Below are 20,033 nucleotides of genomic sequence, written 5' to 3' on the forward strand. Positions count from 1 at the left end.
GTAACCCCCTGGTCAGCGACGGGAGGAGCGGCCCTGCCGGTCGCCGGGCTCGCGGTCCTCGTCGTCCTCCTGCTCGGGAACCCGGCAGGCGCGCTCCAGCCAGAGCGCGGCGGCGACCAGGGCGAGCGAGGCGAGCAGGCCGGCGCCGGCGGCCGGGCGGTCGCTCACGGCGGCGTTGGTGTCCTCGATGAAGAGCCACCCGGTGAGGCCGGCGTAGAAGCCGGCGAAGATGGCCCCGGCCAGCGCGGACGCCTTGGCCAGCACCACGAACCGGGCGACCAGCAGCGGGTTGACCGGGTCGCGGCCGGGCCGGCGTTCGATCCGGCCGCGGGTGTTGACCGCCGCGTACGCCTCCAGCACGGCGAGGGCGGCCAGGGTGACCACCGGCAGCCAGGGCAGGTCCGGCGCGACGTCGTAGTAGAGGACGCTGATCAGCAGCCAGGCGATCGCCGCGGCGGCGAGCGCGGCCACCACCAGGGTGGAGATCCGGGTGGGACCCATCCGGAAGCGGTCGGGGCCACTTCCACGCGGGGTCTGCGCCTGGGTCATGTGTCCGACTCTAACGTCAGATCCGGCCGGGGGCTGAGTTCCAGGGCGTCACCGGCCAGCGGCTCGGCGTTGAGCAGGTCGGTGAGCCAGCCGTGGCCGGGCAGCCGCCCGTGCGGCTCGATGTCGATCCACGGCCGGAGCACGAACGCCCGCAGGTGGGCCCGGGGGTGCGGCAGGGTCAGCTCGGGGTCGTCGCTGAGCACCGGCTCGCCGGCGTCGTCCCAGACGGCGATCACGTCGACGTCGAGCGTGCGCGGCCCGAACCGGCGCTGCGGGTCGCGTACCCGGTCGGCCGCCCGCTCGGCCGCGCGGGCCCGGGCCAGCCAGTCCCGCGCGGTGGCCGCCGGGTCGACGGCCAGCACCGCCGCGTTGAGGTACGCGGGCTGGTCGGCGTCCCCCCAGGGCGGGGTCTCGTACACCCCGGAGACCACCCGGACCGCGTCGCCGAGCGCGCCCACGGCCGTGCGCAGGTGCGCGACCCGGTCGCCCAGGTTGCTGCCGATCGACAGCACCGCCCGGCTCACCGGGTACGCCGCATCGTCACGGCCACGTCCGAGAAGGTGTGCGGGACCGGGGCCTCCGGCTTGTGCACGGTGACGGTGGCGGCGGCGACCAGCGGCTCGGCGAGGCAGACCGCGAGCAGCCGGTCGGCGAGCGTCTCGATCAGGTTGACCGGCTCGCCGGTGACCACGGCGACCAGGCGCTCGGCCAGTTCGCCGTAGTGGACGGTGTCGGTGACCTCGTCGGAGCGCGCGGCCGGGGCGAGGTCGATTTCGAGCACGGCGTCGACGACGAAGTCCTGCCCCTGGTCGCGTTCGAAGTCGTAGACGCCGTGGCGGCCCCGCGCCCGCAGTCCGGTCAGCTCGATCCGGTCGGTCATCGTGCTCCCTCTCCCCGGCCGGCGTGCGCGGCCGTCCCTGCGGTCCCGGCCGGTCGGCCGCCTCCGGCGCCGTGCGCCGCCGCACCCTCCGGACCCGGTCCGGTGCCGGCCAGGCCGTGGGCCGCTCCGCCGGCCGAGCCGGTGCCGACCGAGCCCGGGGCGGTGGGGGCGGCCAGCCGGGGCCGGCCGGTGGCCGCCCAGACGGCGAGCGCGTCGGCGGTGCCCCGGACGTCGTGCACGCGTACCCCCCAGGCGCCGGCGGCGACCGCGAGCAGGCTGGTCGCGACGGTGGCGGCCTCCCGGCCCGCGGTGGGGCGGGGGGCGCCGTCCGGGTCGGCGAGCAGTCGGCCCAGGTACGACTTGCGACTCGCCCCGAACAGCAGCGGGAAGCCGAGGGCGACCAGTTCGGGCAGGCGGGCGCTGAGTTCCCAGTTGTGGGCGGCGGTCTTGGCGAAGCCGAGCCCCGGGTCGACGATGATCCGGTCGGCCGACACCCCGGCGGCGAGCGCCTCGTCGACGCGTCGGCCCAGTTCGGCGCGGACGTCGGCCACCACGTCGGTGTAGCTGGCCAGGTCACCCATTCCGCGCGAGTGTCCGCGCCAGTGCATCAGCACCCAGGGGCAGCCGGCGTCGCGGACCACCCGGGCCATGTCCGGGTCGGCGAGGCCACCGGAGACGTCGTTGACGACGGCGGCGCCGGCGGCGAGCGCCGCCTCGGCCACCGAGGCGCGGGTGGTGTCGATGCTGACCGCGACGCCCGCGGCGGCCAGCTCGCGGACGACCGGCAGGACCCGGGCGGTCTCGGTGGCGGCGTCGACCCGGTCGGCGCCGGGGCGGGTGGACTCCCCGCCGACGTCGACCAGCCGCGCCCCCTCGGCCCGCAGTCGCACTCCGTGTGCGACGGCGGCGTCCAGGTCGGAGTACAGACCACCGTCGGAGAAGGAGTCGGGCGTGACGTTGAGGACGCCCATCACCACCGGGTCCTGGGCCCGTACCAGATCGGTCACGACTAGACGGTACCGGTCGTCCGGAGCCGTTCCGGCGGCCCCCGTCGAGCGGCTCGGAGCACGCCCTGACATGGCGATTGGAACAGGTGTACGATCGGTCGTCCGGGCAGTTTCGGGCCGAGTCTTCGCGGGTTGTCGCAAAGGAGGGCGGCCCGTACGCTGTGGAATTGCCCAGCATCGAGATGGCGAAGCCTGGAGGGAGGGCCTAAGCGGGAAAAATCCCCCCAAAGCTCACCACTCTCCGTGGTGGGTAACGAACGTAGCGTCGCCGACGCTGCGCACAGTGAGCAGTTCCCGCCAGGCTTGCCTACCGCACCGCCGCGGCACCGCCGGCCGCGTTATGGGGAGGTTTCCAGTGACCGCCTTCGAGCTCATCGGGACGGCGTCGTCCGACGTCGCGCAGGCGCTGCACACCCTGGCGTCGGTCCCGCTCGCCGAGCCGGCTCCGAAGGGCATCGACACCAACGGCGTCGTCACCTTCTTCGCCAGCAAGATCGCGCCGATCCTGCTCGCGGTGCTCGGCGTCATCTTCATCGGCCGGGCCAGCCGGGGCGAGATCTCCAAGGTGCTGACGAGTTCCGCCATCGCGATCGTCGGCCTGGCGTTCATCGCCGGCGCGGCCACACTCTTCTTCGTCGGTGACTACCTGATCGACCTGATCTTCGAATAGGCGCGGGCTTCAGATGCGGCTGCGCACCGACGACGACATCTACCGGGCCCGCCTGGTCTACCTCGGGCCGCCCGGCTACACCCTTCCCGTCCACCTGCCGTACGCCCAGTACGGCCTGTTCATGCTGCTCGTACCCCTCTACATGTTCATCCACTGGCTGTTCACGCTGCAGGTCGAACTCTTCCCCGCCTGGGAGATCGCCCTCGCCATCGTGACCACCTCGTTCATCTTCCGGTACGTCGACCCGGACCGGCCGGCGCGCATGGTGATCCGCACCGCGCTGACCGACTGGCGACGCACCCGGGAGCCGGCCGCCGAACAGCGGGACCCCCGCCTGGTCGGCAGCCGGATCAGGATCCGGGAGGAACTGGCATGACCGGGCGTACGCCGATCGAGCAGTCGAACCACGCGGGTGAGGCGGTCGCATGAGTCGCTCTTCCACGCCGGGTTTCCCGGCCGGACGCCACAGCGCCCCGCACGGTAACCGTGCGCGGTCGCTCGACTACCCCGAGCAGGAGCTGCCGGACGAGGAGGCGTACGACCCCGCCCTCGTCACCAGCCCCGGCACCGGCGGCGTCGGCGTCTTCCAGGCCCCCCGCCCGGCTCCCGGCCGAAGCGTGCCCCCGGGCGAACCGACGGCCCCGATGCTGGTCGGCGACGGCACGGACATCGACTCCCCGTTCCTGGACCTGTTCGGTGGCGCCGGCCCCGCCGGGCGCCCCGCCCGCCAGGCCGCCCTGCCCGCCGGCGCGCCCCCGCGCCACCCGGCCGGCCGGGAACACCCGCCGATCCCCCACCAGCCGATCGCGCCACCCGCGCCGGCCGCCCCCACGCCGGTCCTCCCGTCGGACACCCCGCCCCCGGCCATCGAGGCCCCGTCCGCCGCCGGTCAGCCGGCGCGGACCCGGGTCCCGCACCAGCCCGGCGACCGGCTCCCGACGGTCCGGCCGGCCGAGGCGGGAACGACCACCGACCGGGCGGTGGAGACGCCGCCGCAGCGCTCGCCCCGTCGCACGCCCGTCGAGCCCGCCGCCGGCGAGCCGCTCACCGCCCGGGAGGCCGCCGAGCGGACCCGGCGCGAGGCCACCGAACGGGCCCGCCGACAGGCCGCGCACCGGGCGGCGCGCCAGCCCGCCCCGCCCGCTCCGCCCCGGCCCGGCCCGCCGACGCCACCCGTGCCGGCCGAGCAGAACTGGCCGGAGGAGACCGAGCCGGCCCGGCCCGCGTCCCCACCGCCGGCCCTCGCCGACCCGGGGCCCCGTGCCGTCACCGCCGCCGCCCGGCGTGAGCTGGCCGAACCGGCCCCGCAGGAGCCGGCCGAGCGGGCCTCCCGGGACCTGGCCCCGCCGCGCCAGCGCGCGGCGAGCCGGCGCGACACCCCGACCAAGCCCGTCAGGGTACGACCGCCGAAGATCAAGTTCGGCGACCGGGACCCGTCGATCGACCTGGCGATCACCGAGATCGCCGGCCACCTGACCTTCACCCCGAACACCGTCACCGCCTGGTACTGGCTGCCCGAGGTGCGCTGGGCGTTCCGCCCGGACGCCGAACGGGAGGCGCTGCTCTCCGCCATCTCCGAGCAGTACGCCGGCCTGGCCGGATTCCGGCTGCACCTGCGGCGCACCACCCGCCCCTTCCCGGCCGACGAGTGGGCCCGCACCATCGACGCCCACACCGCCTCGCCGCTGCCCGACGTCCCGGGCACCGCCGGCTGGGCCGACCACCTGGTCGCCGCCCAGCGGCACCTGATGTCGGTCAACCACGCCGAGGGGCAGACCTACCTGGGCGTCACCTTCGCCCGCCGGTCGCTGGGCAACTCGCTCACCGAGCGGATGCTGCGCGTCTTCGGCCGGGGCACCGCCGACGGCGAGCGACGCAAGCTGGGCCGGACCGTCGAGCAGTTCGACGAGGTGCTCGGCGCGTTCGGCATGCGCGGCCGCCGGGTGACCGCGCAGGAGCTGGAGTGGCTGCTCTACCGCTCCGTCGCGCTCTGCATGGCCCCGCCCGGGGCGCTCTCCCCGGTGACCAACGGCCGGTGGGAGCGGGGCGACCTGCTCGCCCTCACCGAGCAGGTCGAGCGCTACCGCACCCCGTACGGCTCGACGCTGAAGCTGGTCAACCGGATGACCGGCGAGGAACGGCACGTCGCCGTGCTCGCCGTCGGCCGGATGGAGCCGCTGGAGATCCCCGAGCGGCACGAGCCGTGGCTGCACTTCCACGAGCGGCTGCCCTGGCCGATGGAGATCTCCACCCGGGTGGACATCCTCGGCTCCGGCGACTCGTTCCGGAACCTGGAGCACCGGCTGCGGATGATCCGCTCCCAGCAGCTCGACTACGCCGAGCACGGCATCGACGCCCCGCCCGAGCTGGAGCGACTGGCCAAGCGGGCGCTGGTCATCGGCGACGAGATGACCACCGGCCTGCCGGTCGACTCCGCCCGGGCGCACGGCTGGCACCGGATCGCAGTCGGCGGCCGGACCAGGGAGGAGTGCCTGGAGCGGGCCCGCCGGCTCATCCAGCTCTACTCCCGCGAGCTGCGCATCTCGCTGCAGCACCCGAAGAACCAGGACTGGCTGGCCCGTGAGTTCATCCCCGGCGAGCCGATCGCCAACACCGGCTACGTGCGCCGGATGCCGGTCCCGCTGCTCGCCGCCGCGCTGCCGCAGGCCGCCTCGACGGTCGGCGACCGACGCGGCGACCTGATCGGTCGTACCGCCGGCACCTGCCGCCGGCCGGTCTTCCTCGACCTGCACTTCCCGATGGAGGTGCGGGAGCGCTCCGGCCTGGCGGTCTTCGTCGCCGAGCCGGGCGGTGGCAAGTCGACCCTGCTCGGCGCACTGGGTTACCTGGCCGCCCGGCGGGGAGTGCAGGTCACCCTGCTGGACCCGTCCGGCCCGCTGGCCCGGCTCTGCGCGATGCCGGAGCTGCGGCCGTACTCGCGGGTGCTGAACCTGACCGGGTCCGAGCACGGGACACTGGCGCCGTACTCGCTCATCCCGACGCCGCTGCGCAGCGAGTTCGGCAGCGGCGCGGCCGGCGACCGGGAGTTCGAGATCGCGGTCTCCAACGCCCGGGCCGAGCGCCGGATGCTGGTGCAGGACATCTGCATGATGCTGGTGCCGCCGCAGGTCGCCCGGGAGGCGTCCACCGCCACCCTGTTCCGGCACGCCGTACGCCAGGTGCCGGCCGAGGAGACCTCCACCCTGGACGACGTGGTCGCCTGCCTGCAGGGGATGGACGACGACGCCGGCCGGGAGCTGGCCAACCTGCTGCTGGACACCGCCGAGATGCCGCTGGCGATGCTCTTCTTCGGCCGCCCGCCGGAGGGGCTGCTCGGCGCCGACGCCGCGCTCACCGTGATCACCATGGCCGGCCTGCGGCTGCCCGACCTCAAGATCGAACGGGAGTACTGGTCGGCCGAGGAGGCGCTGGCGCTGCCGATGCTGCACACCGCGCACCGGCTCGCCGTCCGCCGCTGCTACGGCGGCTCCATGTCCTCGCGCAAGCTGGTCGGCCTGGACGAGGCGCACTTCATGGAGGGCTGGCGCTCCGGCCGGTCGTTCCTGGTCCGGCTCGCCCGGGACTCCCGCAAGTGGAACCTCGCCGCGCTCGTCGCGTCGCAGAACCCGAAGGACATCCTCGGCCTCGACGTGCAGAACCTCGTCTCCACCGTCTTCGTCGGTCGGATCGCGGAGGACACCGAGATCGCCTCCGAGGCGCTGCGGTTGCTCCGGGTCCCGGTCGACGACGGGTACGAGGCCACCCTCGCCTCCCTCTCCGCCGTCGACGCCACCTCGGCGGCGCGGCTCGGCTTCCGCGAGTTCGTCATGCGGGACGTGGACGGCCGCGTGCAGAAGGTCCGCGTCGACGTGTCGTACGTCGAGGGGCTGCTGGAACACCTGGACACCACCCCCGCCGCGGTCGCCCAGGCGGCCGGGCAGCTGCCGACCGTCCTGGCTGATCTGGAGGCGTGACATGGCGAGGGCCCGGGCACGGATCGCGGCGCTCCTCCTCGTGCTCGGCGTACTCGCCGGCGCCACGATCTCCTGGCCGGTGGTCGGCGCGACAGCGGCGGCCGCCGCTCCGCCGGCGGCGCAGGCGCAGGCGCAGGCGCAGGCGCAGGCGGAACTGTGCAGCACAGAGGAGTGGCAGGCGGACTTCCGTGCCTGCGTCGCCAGGCTCCAGGACGTGGGGGCGGCTCGCGCGGAGTGTCTCGATGCACCGACTCCGGACACTCCCGACGCTGGCCTCGCCGGTTGGTTCGCCGGTGAACCGCCTGGTCCGGCGGGAGGCTTCCCTGGCCGATACAGCCTCTACGGGTACGCGGGCTACAGCTACGACACGTACGACCTCGGCTGCGGCGCCTCGGTGCTCCACGCGGACTACAAGTTCACCACCACTGTCGCCAACGGTGAATTCATGATCGCCACTGCGGTCATCGGTGCCTCCAACGCTGTTCGTGAACGTGCGTGGGACCCACGCTCGATGTGGGACTGGGCCGATCCACTCGTGGAGAAGGCGACCAAAGCTGTCTACCAGAAGGTGTTCAGCGTCTTCGGCATCATCACGCTCTGCGTGGTCGGCCTCTACCTGCTCTGGCGCTCCCGGCAGTCAGACATGAGCAACGCAATGACCACTGCCGGATGGGCGCTACTGGTCATGGTGGCGGTGACGGCCCTCGCCGCCTGGCCGGTCAAGTCCGCGAGCATCGCCGACGGCACTCTCATCACCTCGCTCGGCGTCGTACACGACGCGGTGGGTCCTCAGACAAAGGAGCCGGGGCCTGGACGCTGCATCGACCCCAACAATCCGGACCGATGCAAGGATCTCCGGTCCCCTGCGGTCCGTGCGAGTGACACCGTGACCGAGACGATGCTCTACCGCAACTGGCTCCGTGGAGTGTTGGGCTCTGCCGACAGCGATACGGCGAAGAAGTACGGTCCTGCCCTGTACGACGCCCGATCTCTGACATGGGGTGAGGCCAGGTCGATCCGCGCCAACCCCGCCAGGCGTACGGCGGTGATCGAGGCCAAGCAGCAGCAGTGGATGAAGGTCGCCGAGCAGATCAAGAACGAAGACCCCGAGGCGTACGAGTATCTCCAAGGTACGCGGGACATGGACCGGATCGGGTCCGGTTTCATCGCGGTGCTGGCGGCGCTGCTCTTCGCCATGTTCGACCTGACCGCGTCGCTGCTGGTGCTGCTCGGGTTCCTGATCTTCCGGTGGGCGGTCATCGCCGCGCCGATCCTCGGCACGATCGGTCTGCTCCGGCCGGCCAGCGCCGGTCTGCGCCGGCTCGGCAACGCGGTCGTCGCCGCCGTGTTCAACATCGCCATCTTCGGCACCGGCGCGGCGATCTACCTCTTCGCGGTCGACCTGATCATGAGCACACCCACCCTGCCGGGCTGGCTCCAGGTCGTGCTGGTCTGGCTCTGCGGCGTGGTCGGTTGGCTGCTGCTGCGCCCGTACCGGCGGATCACCCAGCTCGGCGGGAAGGACAGCAGCGAGGCGGTCAGCTCGGCCGGTTCGTGGCACCGCCGCTTCTTCCGGGACATGCGCACCGCCGCCCGGCTCGACGTGGCCGAACCCGGTGGCACCGCCGAGCCGGCCCTCGCCCGTCGGCGCGGGGCGGCGCTGGAGCCGCCGAGGCTCCGCCCGGAGGCCCGCCGAGAGGACCCGTCGCACTCCGCCACGCCGGAGGTCCGGGAACGGCCCGACGGCCGCGAGCGCCCCGACGAGACCGACCCGCCGGAGCAGCGGCGTAGCTCGGGCGGGGCCACCACCGCCCCGCGCCAGCGCCGCCAGCCGGCGAGCTGGACCGAGCCGGACGTGCCGGAGGAGGCGCCGTCGTTCGTGGTCTACCGGCCCGACTCCGCCGAGCGGACGCCGGCCCCCAGGCCGAGCCCTCGCGTACGCTCCGAGGCTCGGTGACGGAGATGCGACGGGCGATCGAGTCCTTGTTCACCCGGGTCCTCCGGTCCCGGATCGGTATCGCAGTCGCGATCGCCTTGCTGGTCTTCGGAGTGATCGGCACCGCCCGGCTGGTCGCCGGGCCAAGTGACGCGGGTAGTGGGCTCATCAGCGCACCTCGGGAACCGATCACCACCATTGACCCGCACGAAGGCGACGACGGCGTCATCGCCACTCTGGTACCTCAGTCGCCCAAGACTTTGCCCGGCGAACTCACTCCAGAGGAGACGGCTACCCGCTTCACAACCTTCTGGCTCGGCGGCCCCGCCACCACTGCCGAGAAGTGGCAGGCTGATCTGCGGCCCCTGTCGACTCCTGGTCTGACCGAGAAGCTGGCTGGCGTGGATCCAGCGGCGGTCCCCATGGTTCGTATGACTGCCCAGCCCACGGTCCGACCACGGACCGAGGCCTTCACCGAGGTGCTGATTCCCCTCGACGCCGGTCGGCTGCGGCTCGAACTCGTGGCACCAGACGGACGCTGGTTGGTGGACGCCGTGGACTGGGAGCGGGAATGACTGCTGAGACGCCTGACGTAAGCAGGTCACGACGCCGTCGACTTCGGGTTGGTGCCTTAGTTACGGCGCTGACAGCAACGTTTGCTCTGCTCTGCTGAAGTGACCCCTATGGGCCGGACACCTCGATGTCTGTTAAGGACTCGTGGTGGATCTTCTCGTAGGTGTCGGGGCTGACGTTACCCAGACGGCTGTGCCGGCGGCGAGGGTTGTAGAAGCCTTCGATGTAGGAGAAGACCTCCATCTCCAGCTCGTGTCGGCTGGGCCAGGCGCGGGTGTAGACCAGCTCGGTCTTCAAGGTGGCGAAGAACGTCTCGGCCAGGGCGTTGTCGTAGCAGTCGGCCACGGAGCCCATCGAGGCGAGCACGCCGCAGGAGCGCAGGGTGCGGCCGAACTCGAACGACGTGTACTGCGTCCCGCGGTCCGAGTGGTGGATGACCTGGTCGCGGGCGGGTCGGCGGTGCTGGATGGCCATGCCGACGGCGTCGAGGATCAGCTCGGTGCGCAGGTGATCGGCCATCGCCCAACCCACGACGCGGCGGGAGTAGGCGTCGACCACGACGGCGAGGTAGAGGAATCCTTCCCATGTGCGCAGGTAGGAGATGTCGGCGACCCAGAGCCGATTCGGGGCGGTCGCGGTGAACTGCCGCTGGACCAGGTCCGGCGCGGTCGCCGTGGACGCGGCCTTGCGGCGGGGCTTGCCGCGCCGGCGTCGGTGGGCGCCCTCGATGCCAGCCAGCCGCATCAGCCTCGCAACCGCCTTGCGGTTCCATCGGTGGCCGCGTTCGTGTAGCTCGGCGGTGAGCCGTCGGGCGCCGTAGACGCCGCGGTGCTCCGACCACGCCTGCCGGGTGACCTCGACGCGCTGCTGGTCGTGGCGTTCCCGCTCGGCGGCGCGTTGGCGTCCCTGTCGAACCCAGTCGTAGAAGGCGCTGTGGCCGACGCCGAGGAGCCGGCAGAGCAGACGGACCGGGTAGGTGGTCTTCTCCGCGGCGATGAACCGATACACCTCGGCCCGGTTCACCGCTCCGTCTCGCGTGCGAAGAAGACCGCGGCTTTTTTCAAGATCTCCTTCTCCAGCTCCAACTGGGCCACCTGCCGCCGCAACCGCAGCAGCTCGGCACGCTCATCGTCGCTGAGCAGCGACGACGACTGGCCGCCGTCGCGTTCCTGGCGCAGTTGGGCCACCCAGTTGCGCAGCGTCTCGTGGTTGACCCCCAACTCCCTGCCCACGTCACGGATCGTGCGGCCGGAATCCAGCACCAGCGCCGCGGCCTGACGCCGGAACTCCTCGGGGTACTTGCTCTGTCGAGCCAACGCGGTTTCCTCCTCCTCGGCAGGATGCCAAGTCAGGAGGTGTCCGGTCTCAGGGGGTCACTTCATGCTGCGGCGGAGGCAGTGCAGCCTTCTTCTTGACCGGCCTGGGAGGAAATCAACAGAACCTTGTGTCCAACGAGTTGGCCTGCAAGCAGGACCAGACGGTCACGACCAAGGGCGACATGCCGCGGATGGGCCGCTACGGTCAAACGCAGATGCGCAACGCCGCGATCATCATCAAGGTCGGCCAAGAGATGAGGGTGCCGCCTCGCGGCTGGGTCATCGCGGTCGCAACGGCGATGCAGGAGTCCGGCCTACGCAACCTGGCGAACAGTACCGTGGCGGGGTCCCGCGACATCCCGAACGAGGGTGTAGGACGCGACCACGACTCGGTCGGCCTGTTCCAGCAGCGAGCAGGTTGGGGTGACGTGTCCCAGCGAATGACTCCCGCGTATGCGGCCCGAAAATTCTATGAGAAGCTGCTGAAGGTCGACGGCTGGCAACAGCTGCCCCTGACCCTGGCAGCGCAAAAGGTCCAGATCAGCGCCTACCCGGACGCATACGCGAAGCACGAGGACGTAGCGAGCCAGATCGTGAACGCCTTGGCAGGTGGTGCGGCTCGGACCGTCCAGATCGCCGAGAAATCGGTATGCGATCAGGCATCCGCACAGACGATTGCCGCCTCCGGCTGGACGGCACCGATCCCGGGTGGGGTGGGATCCGGCTTCCGGACCGCAAGCCGCCCGCGTCACAACGGGGTGGACGTAGCGGCACGCAAGGGCACGCCGATTCACGCCGCCGCGACCGGCCGGGTGGTCGTCGCCCGCTGCGACCCTGACCACAACGGCCGCCGCGATTGCAACGTTGACGGCTCTCCAAACAAGGGCGGCTGCGGCTGGTTCGTCGACATCCTGCACGCCGGTGGCTACCTCACCCGGTACTGCCACATGGTCGAAAAGCCGCTGGTCGCGCCTGGTCAGGAAGTCAAGGCGGGCGAGATCATCGGACGGGTCGGCAGCAGTGGCAACTCCTCCGGCCCGCACCTCCACTTCGAGGTGCATCGTGACGGGGACCGGTCCTCGCGCAGTGCGATCGATCCGGTGCCCTTCATGCGGCAGAGGGGCGCAGCGTTGAACGGTTCGTCAACGAGGCCATCGTAACGATGACAGGTCCGCTCCCTGATCCCTTCGCCGGCCAGCCCGACTGGGCGCCGCTGCCGCCGCGCCCGGTACAGATCGTGCCGGCGACCACTCGGGTCGCGTTACGCGGGCGGCGGGTGCTGGTAGGGCTGCCCGGCCTGGGCTGGCGGGGTGACCTACGCGCGGATGACCGGGTGGTGCAGGGCAGCCGCACCTACGTTCCGGTAATTTCGGAACACGAGTGGTACCGGGCCGAGTCGGAGCAGGTCGAGGTCTTCGCACCACTGATCCCGGTCGAACGAGTCTGGGTGGAGACACTTGGTGACCGCCCCGCGCCGGGCACCTGCGGCAACGACCACGGCATCCGGCTGGTCTCGCTGGACGGCCCCACCCACCTGGCACCGACTCCGGTCTTCGAGACGGACTCGGTTAGCGGTCGCCGGGTGGTCCACGTCGAGGGCGGAACAGAGCATCGCGATCTGCGCGCGGTGACCGAGCCGTACTCCGGCGCGGACGGCGACATCTGCGTCCGCGTCACCCCGGAACTCGAGTGGTACCGCTGGGCCTGGCGCGGTCAGCCGCCAACCACCCGTGAAGTCCCAGTGCACCTGTTGTGGATCGAATAAGGGTGCTAGGCGAGTGCCGCCGAACAGACCCGCCATCCCTCCTGCCGGTCCGACACCTCGAATCGCCATCTGTCAGTCAGGCTCTGCTGCAGCCCGTCAACGGTGGCGCTCCTTCTGATGACGACCAGTACGGTGGCCGACGCGGGGCTGGTATTGGTGACCACGACGTCTTCGATGTTGATGGAGAAGGCAGTGTTCAACTCCTGCTCTCTCTCCGCCATCTGATTCCGGAAGTCATTGATAGGCGGCAGCGGGCCGGAGCAGGTAAACAAGTTTGCTTTGTTGTCGTCCCTGGCCACCAGCATGGCTTGTAGATAATTGATGACCACCACGTCCGGCGCGCTCCGGTCGGGCGTCGTCGCGCGGTCGTACAGCACGTAGCCGATCACCGCACCACCGAGGCAGAGCAGCGCCAACACCCCCGCCACCACACTGAGGACGGTGCGGGTCCGGCGGGGCTTCGGCGGCGGCGCCGGGGCGACCGCAGGGGGCGCCAGCTGGTCCGGCGGGGTCCGCTGCGCCGGTACGCGGGAGACCTGGGAACCGGCGGGGGGCTGCACTGATTCCACCCCCTGAGGCTAGCGGCTGAGCGGCTCGTACCCAATGCCCCAGATCCTGCGGATCGTGACGGGCCGACCCCGGGACGTGACAGTTCCGCACCAGGTGCGACAAGACCGGCGCATCGCCGTCCCGGTTCCGGGGTGCGCGGCCCGACCTGGGATACGGTCTGCTCTCGGGGAGGTTTCCAACCTCGGAAAGAGGGGTGGACACGGTGGCCGGTCCGAAGGGTCGTACGAGCCGTGCCGCCGCCCTGCACCGGCGGGCCGCCGCCACGGTCGCCGCGGCGGCCGGTGTGCTCGACGAGACCCGACCGGCCCCCGCCGACCAGCGCCGGCAGTACGAGCTGGCCGACCGGCTCCGGACGGCGGCCGCCCTGGTCGCCCCGGGCTGGGCGGGCGCTCCGCTGGACACGCTGCCCCCGGACACTCCGGCCGGCGAGCAGAACCCGCCCTTCGTCCGGGTCGGCACGGCCGCCCCGCTGGACGACGCCCGCTTCCCCGCCCTGGTGCCACTGCTCGGCGCCGGGCACCTGACGCTCGACGTCGACGCCCGGGAGCCGAGGGCGGTTGGGCTGCTCCGGGCCGTACTGCTGCGGTTGCTGGCGGCGACGCCGGCCGGTTGCCTGCTGGTCCGCGCGGTGGACGGGGCAGGCGCGAAGGACACGTTCGCCCCGTTCGCGGCCCTGGCCGACGCCGGCCTGCTACCACCGCCGGCGGTGGACGTGGGTGGGCTGCGGACGGTGCTCACCGAGGCCGAGCAGTGGGTGTCGCCCGGCACCGGCCGTCCCCGCCGGCACGACCGGACGCTGCTGCTGATGGTCGCCGGGCTGCCGGAGCAGACGACGTCGAGCGACCTGGACCGGATCGAGGCGCTGGCCGAGGCGGGCCGGGCGGCCGGGCTGCACCTGGTGGTCGCGGGCTGGCCACCGGCCACCCGCCGGCCGCTGCCGCAGGCCACCCGGCTGGAGCTGCGCACCGCGTACGCGCTGCTGGGCGACCCGCCGGGGAGCCCGTTCAGCGGGCCCGGCGCGGACTCCCCCGGCGGACTGAACTCGCCGGTCTTCGTGGACGAGGACCCCGGGCCGGAGCTGGTCGGGACGGTCTGCCGCCGGTTGGCCGAGCAGGTCGAGGCGGGGTCCCGGCTGGACCTGACGGAACTGCTCCCGGCGGAGACGGAACCGCTGTGGAGCGCCTCCTCCACGAGCGGGCTCTCCACCACGGTCGGCGACGCCAACGGGCGGCCGGTGACCGTCGGCTTCACCGAGCTTACCCCGCACTGGCTGGTCAGCGGCCGGTCGGACGCGGGCCGCGCGGCGTTCCTGACCAACGCGCTGCTCGGGCTCGCCGCCCGGTACGGCCCGGACGAGCTGGCCCTCTACCTGGTGGACCTCAGCGACAACGAGTCCTTCGTGGAGTTCCTGCAGACCGAGCGGGACCGGTCCTGGGTGCCGCAGGTGCGCGCCGCCGCGATGGCGGCCGACCCGGAGTACGTCCGGGATCTCTTCGACCAGTTGGGGGCGGAGGCCCGTCGCCGCGAGGAGGCCGGTGTCCGGGCCGGTGGCCAGCGCTTCGCCGAGCTGCGGGAGCACCAGGCGCTGCCTCGGATCGTCTGCGTGATCGACAACTTCCCGTTGCTGCTGGCCGACCGGGACCCGGTCGCCGCCGACGTGCTGGCGCGACTGGACGGGCTGGCCCGGGCCGGGCGCGCGTACGGCGTCCACCTGGTGCTGTCCGGCGTGGGTGACCTGGGCATCGGATCCGGGGCGGCGCCCCGGGACTCGGTGCTGGGGCAGTTCCCCGTCCGGGTGGCGCTCTCCGGCGGCGGCGCGGTGCTGATGCCGACGAACGACGCGGCGGCCGGCCTGGCGGTGGGCAGCGCGGTGGTGAACACCGCCGGTGGCCTGGGCGGGCCACGGGGCGCCACCCGGGGGCACGAGCGGCTGGTCCGCTTCCCCGACCCGCACGACGAGCCGAGGACCGTCGAGCGGCTGCGGCACCGGCTCTTCGAGGCCCGTCCCGAGGACGCCACCCCGCCGGTGGTCTTCGCCGGCTGGGCCCGGCCGCTGCTGCGCAACGATCCCCGGATGCGGGCCGCGGTGGCCGGTCGGGCCGGTGGCGTCGAGGCGCTGCTCGGCCGGGCAGTGGACGTGGCCCGGACCACGGTCGCCGTCCCGCTCGGCCCGGTGGCCGGGCGCAACCTGGCCGTGCTCGGTCCGGGCACGGAGGCGGCCCGGCTGCTGGTGACCGCCGTCCGCAGCACCGCCGCGCACCACCCGCCGGGCACCGCCCGGTTCGTGCTCGCGCCGCTGGCCGACGGCTCCGCCGCGCCGGCCGAGCGGCTGGCGGCCGAACTGGCCGACCGGCACCGGGTGGAGACGGTGGACGGTGCGGGTCTGCTGGCAGCGCTGGACGGCGACGGGCCGGCGTACCTGGTGGTGTTCGGGTTGGACCTGGCCAAGCCGGCGGAGCTGCCGGTCGACCGGCTGCGGACGCTGCTGCGCGACGGGCCGCCGGCCGGGACGCACCTGATGGGTTGGTGGCGCACGGTGCCGCCGTTCGCCGCGCTGCTCGAACCGGAGGGCGAGGTGGACAAGTTGGCCGCGGTCGCCGTGGTGGACGTGCCGGGGGCGATGCTGGGCGCGGTCTTCGGCCGGCCGGTGTCGTGGCGGCCCCGCCCGGGCCGGGCGGTGCTCTGGGACGGTCCGGGCGAGCGGGGCACGGTGCTGGTGCCCTTCGCCGACGAGGAGGAACGGGCATGAGCCGACCCGACGGCACGGCCACCCCGCACGGCACGAGCGGACCGCGTGGCACGGCCGCCACACACCGCGCGAGCCCCGGCGGCACGGCCGCCATGCACGACACGAGCCGACCAGACGGCACGCCCACCCCGCACGGCACGAGCCGATCCGGCGGCACGGGCGTGGCGGGCCGGGTGCGTTCCGGGGCGACGGCGTGAGCGTCGACGAGGTGGGCACGGCGGCCACGGTCCGGCAGCGAACGGGCGACGAGCCGGTCGCCGCCGCCTGGACGGACTACCTGGCTGCCGCCCGCCAGCTCGACGGGGTACGCCGGGCCGCGGCGACCGCCGCCGCGGAGCAGGCCCGCGCGGTCGAGGCGGCCCGCGAGGAGCTGGCCGGGGTGCACGCCCGGCTGGCGCCGCAACAGGCCCGGCTGCGGGAGCTGGGCGTACCGGCGATCTCGCTGACCCCGACGCCGCCGGAGCTGACCGAGGCGGCCCGGTCGATGGTCGGTGGCCCGGCCGCCGTGCTGGCCGCGCTGCGGGTGGCCCGGGGCTGGGCGGACTCCGCCGACGCGACGCTGGCCGCCCGGGGCCCGCTGCGTCCGTCGGCCTGGCCGCCACGGGCCCGCAACCTGCTGGTGTACGGCCCGCTGGCGCTGCTGGTGCCGCTGGTCCAGTTGGTCGTCCTGCTGTTCGCCGGGACGGGCGCGGCGACGGTCGTGGCGCTGGTGGTCGGGGTGCCGATGCCGGCGGTGGCGTTCGCCGCCGGCTGGGTCGCGGTGGGGCGGCTCTTCCCGGCCCGCGCGGGTGAGCGGCTGGACCGTACGCCCCGGCTGGGCGCGTTGACCTGCCTGGTGCCGGCGGTGGCCGCCGCAGGCGGGATCATGCTGGCGCTGCTGGCGGGCTGACCGCCGGCGTGACGGCGTCCCCCGCCCGGCGCACCGGCATGGCGGCGTCCCCGCCCGGCGCAGCGGCATGGCGGCGTCCCCGCCCGGCGCAGCGTGGTCACGACGTCCCGGACACGACGGCTCACCGGAGAGTGGACACACGACGGCCGCGGTGCTCGGGGAGCGCCGCGGCCGTGTCGTGGGGTGGGTCAGCGGGGGATGATCAGGGCCATCGCCTCGGCCCGCGACTTCGGGTCGTGCTGGAGGGTGCCCCGCACCGCCGAGGTGATCGTCTTCGCGCCGCTCTTCTGGATGCCGCGCATCGCCATGCACATGTGCTCGCACTCCAGCACCACGACGACGCCGCGCGGTTGCAGCTTGCTCATCAGCAGGTCGGCGATCTGCGAGGTGAGCCGCTCCTGCACCTGGGGCCGGCGGGCGAAGACCTCGACCAGCCGGGCCAGCTTGGACAGGCCGGTGATCCGGCCGTCCGGGCCGGGGATGTAGCCGATGTGGGCGCTGCCCCGGAACGGCAGCAGGTGGTGCTCGCAGAGGCTCATCACGTCGATGTCCCGGACCAGGACCAGTTCCTCGTGGTTGGCCTCGAAGGTGGTGCTGAGCACCTGGGCCGGGTCGACCCGCAGGCCGGCGAAGAGTTCCGCGTACGCCCGGGCGACCCGGGCCGGGGTCTGCTGGAGGCCGTCGCGGTCCGGGTCCTCGCCGACCGCGATGAGGATCTCGCGGACCGCCTTCTCGATCCGGGCGAGGTCCATCGTGTCCTCGACCGGACGGCCGGTGAGCTTGCCGCTGATCAGCCGGGCGGCGACGTAGTCGAGCGCCTCGTCACCGGGCTCGGTGGACGAGGCGGCCAGCCCCGAGGGGTCGGGGCTGGCCGCGGCGTCGGTGTTCAGTGCGTACCGTCCGAGTTGTTCGAGGAGCCACCGACGGAGGCGCCGTCGGCCTGCGCCTGCGCCTTCAGCTTCTCCTTCTCGGCGGGGGTGAGCACCGGCGGCTCGGTGGAGGGCTGACGCTTGCCGAAGCCGTTGTACGGGGCCATCGGCGGGCGCTTCACCACCCGGGCGCAGATCCGGGCCATGTCGGCGGTGGAGAGGGTCTCCTTCTCCATCAGCTCCAGGACCATGTTGTCCAGCACGTCCCGGTACTCCACCAGGATCTCCCAGGCCTCGTCGTGGGCCAGTTCGATCAGGGCCCGCATCTCGCCGTCGATCTCGGCGGCGACCACGTCGGAGTAGTCCCGCTCGTGGCCCATGTTGCGGCCGAGGAACGGCTCGTCCCCGCTGGTGCCGTACTTGATCGCGCCGAGCTTGGAGCTCATGCCGTACTGCGTGATCATCGCGCGGGCCAGCTGGGTGGCCTTCTCGATGTCGTTGCCGGCGCCGGTGGTCGGCTCGTGGAAGACCAGCTCCTCGGCGGCCCGGCCGCCCAGCGCGTACGCCAGGGTGTCGATCATCTCGGCGCGGGTCTGGGTGTACTTGTCCTCGGTCGGCAGGACCAGGGTGTGCCCCAGCGAGCGGCCCCGGGACAGGATCGTCACCTTGTGCACCGGCGCGGCGTGCGGCAGCGCCCAGGCGACCAGCGCGTGCCCACCCTCGTGGTACGCGGTGATCTTCTTCTCCTGGTCGCTCATCACCCGGGTCCGGCGCTGCGGACCGGCGATCACCCGGTCGATCGACTCCTCCAGCGAGTCGTTGGTGATCGCCCGCTGCTCCTTACGGGCGGTGAGCAGCGCGGCCTCGTTGATGACGTTGGCGAGGTCGGCACCGGAGAAGCCGGGGGTGCGCCGGGCCACCGAGTCGAGGTCGACGTCGGGGGTGAACGGCTTGCCCTTGGCGTGCACCCGCAGGATGGCCTTGCGGCCCTCCATGTCGGGGGCGTCGACCGGGATCTGCCGGTCGAAGCGGCCCGGGCGCAGCAGCGCCGGGTCGAGGATGTCGGGCCGGTTCGTGGCGGCGATCAGGATGACCCCGCCCTTGGTGTCGAAGCCGTCCATCTCGACGAGGAGCTGGTTGAGGGTCTGCTCGCGCTCGTCGTGACCGCCGCCCATGCCGGCGCCGCGGTGGCGGCCGACGGCGTCGATCTCGTCGACGAAGACGATCGCCGGGGCGTTCGCCTTGGCCTGCTCGAAGAGGTCGCGGACCCGGCTGGCGCCGACACCGACGAACATCTCGACGAAGTCGGAGCCGGAGATCGAGTAGAACGGCACCCCGGCCTCGCCGGCGACGGCGCGGGCCAGCAGCGTCTTACCGGTGCCGGGCGGGCCGAAGAGCAGCACGCCCTTCGGGATCTTGGCGCCCAGGGCCTGGTACTTCGCCGGGTTCTGCAGGAAGTCCTTGATCTCGTGCAGCTCCTCGACGGCCTCCTCGGCCCCGGCCACGTCGGCGAAGGTGGTCTTCGGCGTGTCCTTGGTGATCATCTTCGCCTTGGACTTGCCGAAGTTGAGCACCCGGGAGCCGCCGCCCTGCATCTGCGACATGAAGAAGATCAGCAGGAGCACCAGCAGGGCGATCGGGAGCAGGTTGACCAGCAGGCTCACCCAGATGCTGTCGGACGACACCTTGGCGTCGGCCGGGCCGGTGACCCGGTTCGCCGCCTTGGCCTCCAGGACCTCGTTCCAGACGTCGTCGCCGACCTCGTACGGGAACTGGGCCTCGATCCGGTCGGTGGTGGTGTCACCGAACTTGGTCTTCTCGGCCAGGTCGAGCTGGAGCGTCTGCTCCTTGTCCTGGAAGACGACCTTCTTGATCTTGGGCGTGCCGGTGTTGAGCTGGTCGAGCGCAACGGAAGTGTCCACCCGGTGGTAGCTGGGACCAGCGGTGAACAGCTGACTGAGCACAACGGCGCCGAGGATGACCAGGATGATCCAGACCACCGGTCGGCGGAAGAAACGCGTACGTTCCATACTGTTGTCGAGCGCCGAGACGCCCGCATCCTCCTGATCGACGTCCTGACCGTCTGAATGGTGTCGCCGCTGTCGGCGACGCCGGGCCGCCGTGCGGGCCGGCCTCGACCCCGAGGCGCGAACTGCCGCGCCGCGGTCATTCGACGGTACACCGTTCGTGCCAGATGTGAGCTTGCGAGCCCAGCACTTACGCGGACGGCGAACCGAGGTTTCAGCCGGTGTGGCGGAGAGTTCCGCAGCCGGCCGACCCGACCGC

General features: G+C 72.6%; 16 protein-coding genes and 2 pseudogenes. 9 read left to right on the plus strand and 9 right to left on the minus strand.

The features are described from left to right. Positions 1-12: 12 nt before the first annotated feature. From GA0070614_RS14385 to folP, 4 genes and pseudogenes are all read right to left on the minus strand, one after another. Positions 13-501 carry a DUF3180 domain-containing protein gene (locus GA0070614_RS14385; protein ID WP_408630770.1) on the minus strand — a complete coding sequence of 163 codons (489 nt, stop codon included), beginning with the start codon at positions 499-501 and terminating at the stop codon, positions 13-15. Positions 502-545: 44 nt separating this feature from the next. After that, positions 546-1,073, minus strand: coding sequence for a 2-amino-4-hydroxy-6-hydroxymethyldihydropteridine diphosphokinase (gene folK, locus GA0070614_RS14390; protein WP_088976438.1), 528 nt, complete (start codon positions 1,071-1,073; stop codon positions 546-548). Next, complete coding sequence (folB, locus tag GA0070614_RS14395) at positions 1,070-1,429, minus strand: dihydroneopterin aldolase (RefSeq protein WP_088976439.1); 360 nt, start codon at positions 1,427-1,429, stop codon at positions 1,070-1,072. Before folB ends, folK begins: the two co-directional genes overlap by 4 nt. Before the next feature lie 137 nt (positions 1,430-1,566). Beyond that, positions 1,567-2,436 (minus strand): annotated as a pseudogene (gene folP, locus GA0070614_RS14400) (dihydropteroate synthase); the annotation flags it as partial. Between the two features lie 355 nt (positions 2,437-2,791). On the opposite strand from folP, the gene GA0070614_RS14405 reads away from it, so the two are divergent. The 5 genes from GA0070614_RS14405 to GA0070614_RS14425 are packed head-to-tail and all read left to right on the plus strand — an operon-like array spanning position 2,792 to position 9,591. Then, on the plus strand, positions 2,792-3,106 hold the full coding sequence (locus GA0070614_RS14405) for a hypothetical protein (protein WP_088976441.1): 315 nt from the start codon (positions 2,792-2,794) through the stop codon (positions 3,104-3,106). A gap of 13 nt (positions 3,107-3,119) precedes the next feature. Further along, positions 3,120-3,482 (plus strand): hypothetical protein, encoded by a 363-nt coding sequence (locus GA0070614_RS14410; protein ID WP_088976442.1) that lies wholly within the window; start codon positions 3,120-3,122, stop codon positions 3,480-3,482. A 49-nt stretch (positions 3,483-3,531) separates the two neighbouring features. Continuing rightward, the gene (locus tag GA0070614_RS14415) at positions 3,532-7,080 is read left to right on the plus strand and encodes an ATP-binding protein (RefSeq protein ID WP_088976443.1); all 3,549 of its coding nucleotides are present in this window, start codon (positions 3,532-3,534) and stop codon (positions 7,078-7,080) included. Position 7,081: 1 nt separating this feature from the next. Continuing rightward, on the plus strand, positions 7,082-9,037 hold the full coding sequence (locus GA0070614_RS14420) for an MraY family glycosyltransferase (RefSeq protein WP_088976444.1): 1,956 nt from the start codon (positions 7,082-7,084) through the stop codon (positions 9,035-9,037). Continuing rightward, on the plus strand, positions 9,034-9,591 hold the full coding sequence (locus tag GA0070614_RS14425) for a hypothetical protein (RefSeq protein WP_088976445.1): 558 nt from the start codon (positions 9,034-9,036) through the stop codon (positions 9,589-9,591). Before GA0070614_RS14420 ends, GA0070614_RS14425 begins: the two co-directional genes overlap by 4 nt. A gap of 106 nt (positions 9,592-9,697) precedes the next feature. Here the strand turns inward: GA0070614_RS14425 and GA0070614_RS14430 are convergent, their stop codons facing one another. Both GA0070614_RS14430 and GA0070614_RS14435 read right to left on the minus strand, forming a co-directional pair. Next, positions 9,698-10,597, minus strand: coding sequence for an IS3 family transposase (locus tag GA0070614_RS14430; RefSeq protein WP_231933480.1), 900 nt, complete (start codon positions 10,595-10,597; stop codon positions 9,698-9,700). Positions 10,598-10,608: 11 nt separating this feature from the next. Then, positions 10,609-10,905 carry a transposase gene (locus tag GA0070614_RS14435; RefSeq protein WP_157744885.1) on the minus strand — a complete coding sequence of 99 codons (297 nt, stop codon included), beginning with the start codon at positions 10,903-10,905 and terminating at the stop codon, positions 10,609-10,611. 17 nt (positions 10,906-10,922) lie between these two features. Here GA0070614_RS14435 and GA0070614_RS14440 point away from each other — a divergent pair. Together GA0070614_RS14440 and GA0070614_RS14445 are read left to right on the plus strand one after the other, a co-directional pair. Then, positions 10,923-12,065, plus strand: a pseudogene (locus GA0070614_RS14440) (M23 family metallopeptidase); the annotation flags it as partial. A 2-nt stretch (positions 12,066-12,067) separates the two neighbouring features. Continuing rightward, the gene (locus GA0070614_RS14445; protein WP_088976447.1) at positions 12,068-12,670 is read left to right on the plus strand and encodes a hypothetical protein; all 603 of its coding nucleotides are present in this window, start codon (positions 12,068-12,070) and stop codon (positions 12,668-12,670) included. A 5-nt stretch (positions 12,671-12,675) separates the two neighbouring features. Here the strand turns inward: GA0070614_RS14445 and GA0070614_RS14450 are convergent, their stop codons facing one another. Continuing rightward, positions 12,676-13,230, minus strand: a complete 555-nt coding sequence (locus GA0070614_RS14450; protein ID WP_088976448.1) for an Rv0361 family membrane protein — start codon at positions 13,228-13,230, stop codon at positions 12,676-12,678. A 203-nt stretch (positions 13,231-13,433) separates the two neighbouring features. Here GA0070614_RS14450 and GA0070614_RS14455 point away from each other — a divergent pair, with 203 nt between their 5' ends. Continuing rightward, entirely contained in the window at positions 13,434-15,989 is a 2,556-nt protein-coding gene (locus GA0070614_RS14455; protein ID WP_088976449.1) for an FtsK/SpoIIIE domain-containing protein, read from the plus strand. Between the two features lie 193 nt (positions 15,990-16,182). Then, a complete protein-coding gene (locus GA0070614_RS14460) occupies positions 16,183-16,878 on the plus strand; it encodes a hypothetical protein (RefSeq protein ID WP_088976450.1) in 696 nt (231 codons plus the stop codon). 188 nt (positions 16,879-17,066) lie between these two features. Here the strand turns inward: GA0070614_RS14460 and folE are convergent, their stop codons facing one another. Both folE and ftsH read right to left on the minus strand, forming a co-directional pair. Beyond that, complete coding sequence (gene folE, locus GA0070614_RS14465; protein ID WP_088976451.1) at positions 17,067-17,729, minus strand: GTP cyclohydrolase I FolE; 663 nt, start codon at positions 17,727-17,729, stop codon at positions 17,067-17,069. Between the two features lie 35 nt (positions 17,730-17,764). Continuing rightward, the gene (gene ftsH, locus GA0070614_RS14470; protein WP_088976452.1) at positions 17,765-19,777 is read right to left on the minus strand and encodes an ATP-dependent zinc metalloprotease FtsH; all 2,013 of its coding nucleotides are present in this window, start codon (positions 19,775-19,777) and stop codon (positions 17,765-17,767) included. Between the last annotated feature and the right edge of the window lie 256 nt (positions 19,778-20,033).

It is taken from the genome of Micromonospora coxensis (assembly GCF_900090295.1).
GTDB classification, from domain to species: Bacteria; Actinomycetota; Actinomycetes; order Mycobacteriales; family Micromonosporaceae; genus Micromonospora; species Micromonospora coxensis.

Bases quoted from the DNA above. Each gene is read 5' to 3' on its own strand.
- GA0070614_RS14415 (WP_088976443.1), top strand. From the start codon at position 3,532: ATGAGTCGCTCTTCCACGCCGGGTTTCCCGGCCGGACGCCACAGCGCC.
- ftsH (WP_088976452.1), bottom strand. From the start codon at position 19,777: ATGGAACGTACGCGTTTCTTCCGCCGACCGGTGGTCTGGATCATCCTG.
- folB (WP_088976439.1), bottom strand. From the start codon at position 1,429: ATGACCGACCGGATCGAGCTGACCGGACTGCGGGCGCGGGGCCGCCAC.
- GA0070614_RS14445 (WP_088976447.1), top strand. From the start codon at position 12,068: ATGACAGGTCCGCTCCCTGATCCCTTCGCCGGCCAGCCCGACTGGGCG.
- GA0070614_RS14385 (WP_408630770.1), bottom strand. From the start codon at position 501: ATGGGTCCCACCCGGATCTCCACCCTGGTGGTGGCCGCGCTCGCCGCC.
- GA0070614_RS14410 (WP_088976442.1), top strand. From the start codon at position 3,120: ATGCGGCTGCGCACCGACGACGACATCTACCGGGCCCGCCTGGTCTAC.
- GA0070614_RS14420 (WP_088976444.1), top strand. From the start codon at position 7,082: ATGGCGAGGGCCCGGGCACGGATCGCGGCGCTCCTCCTCGTGCTCGGC.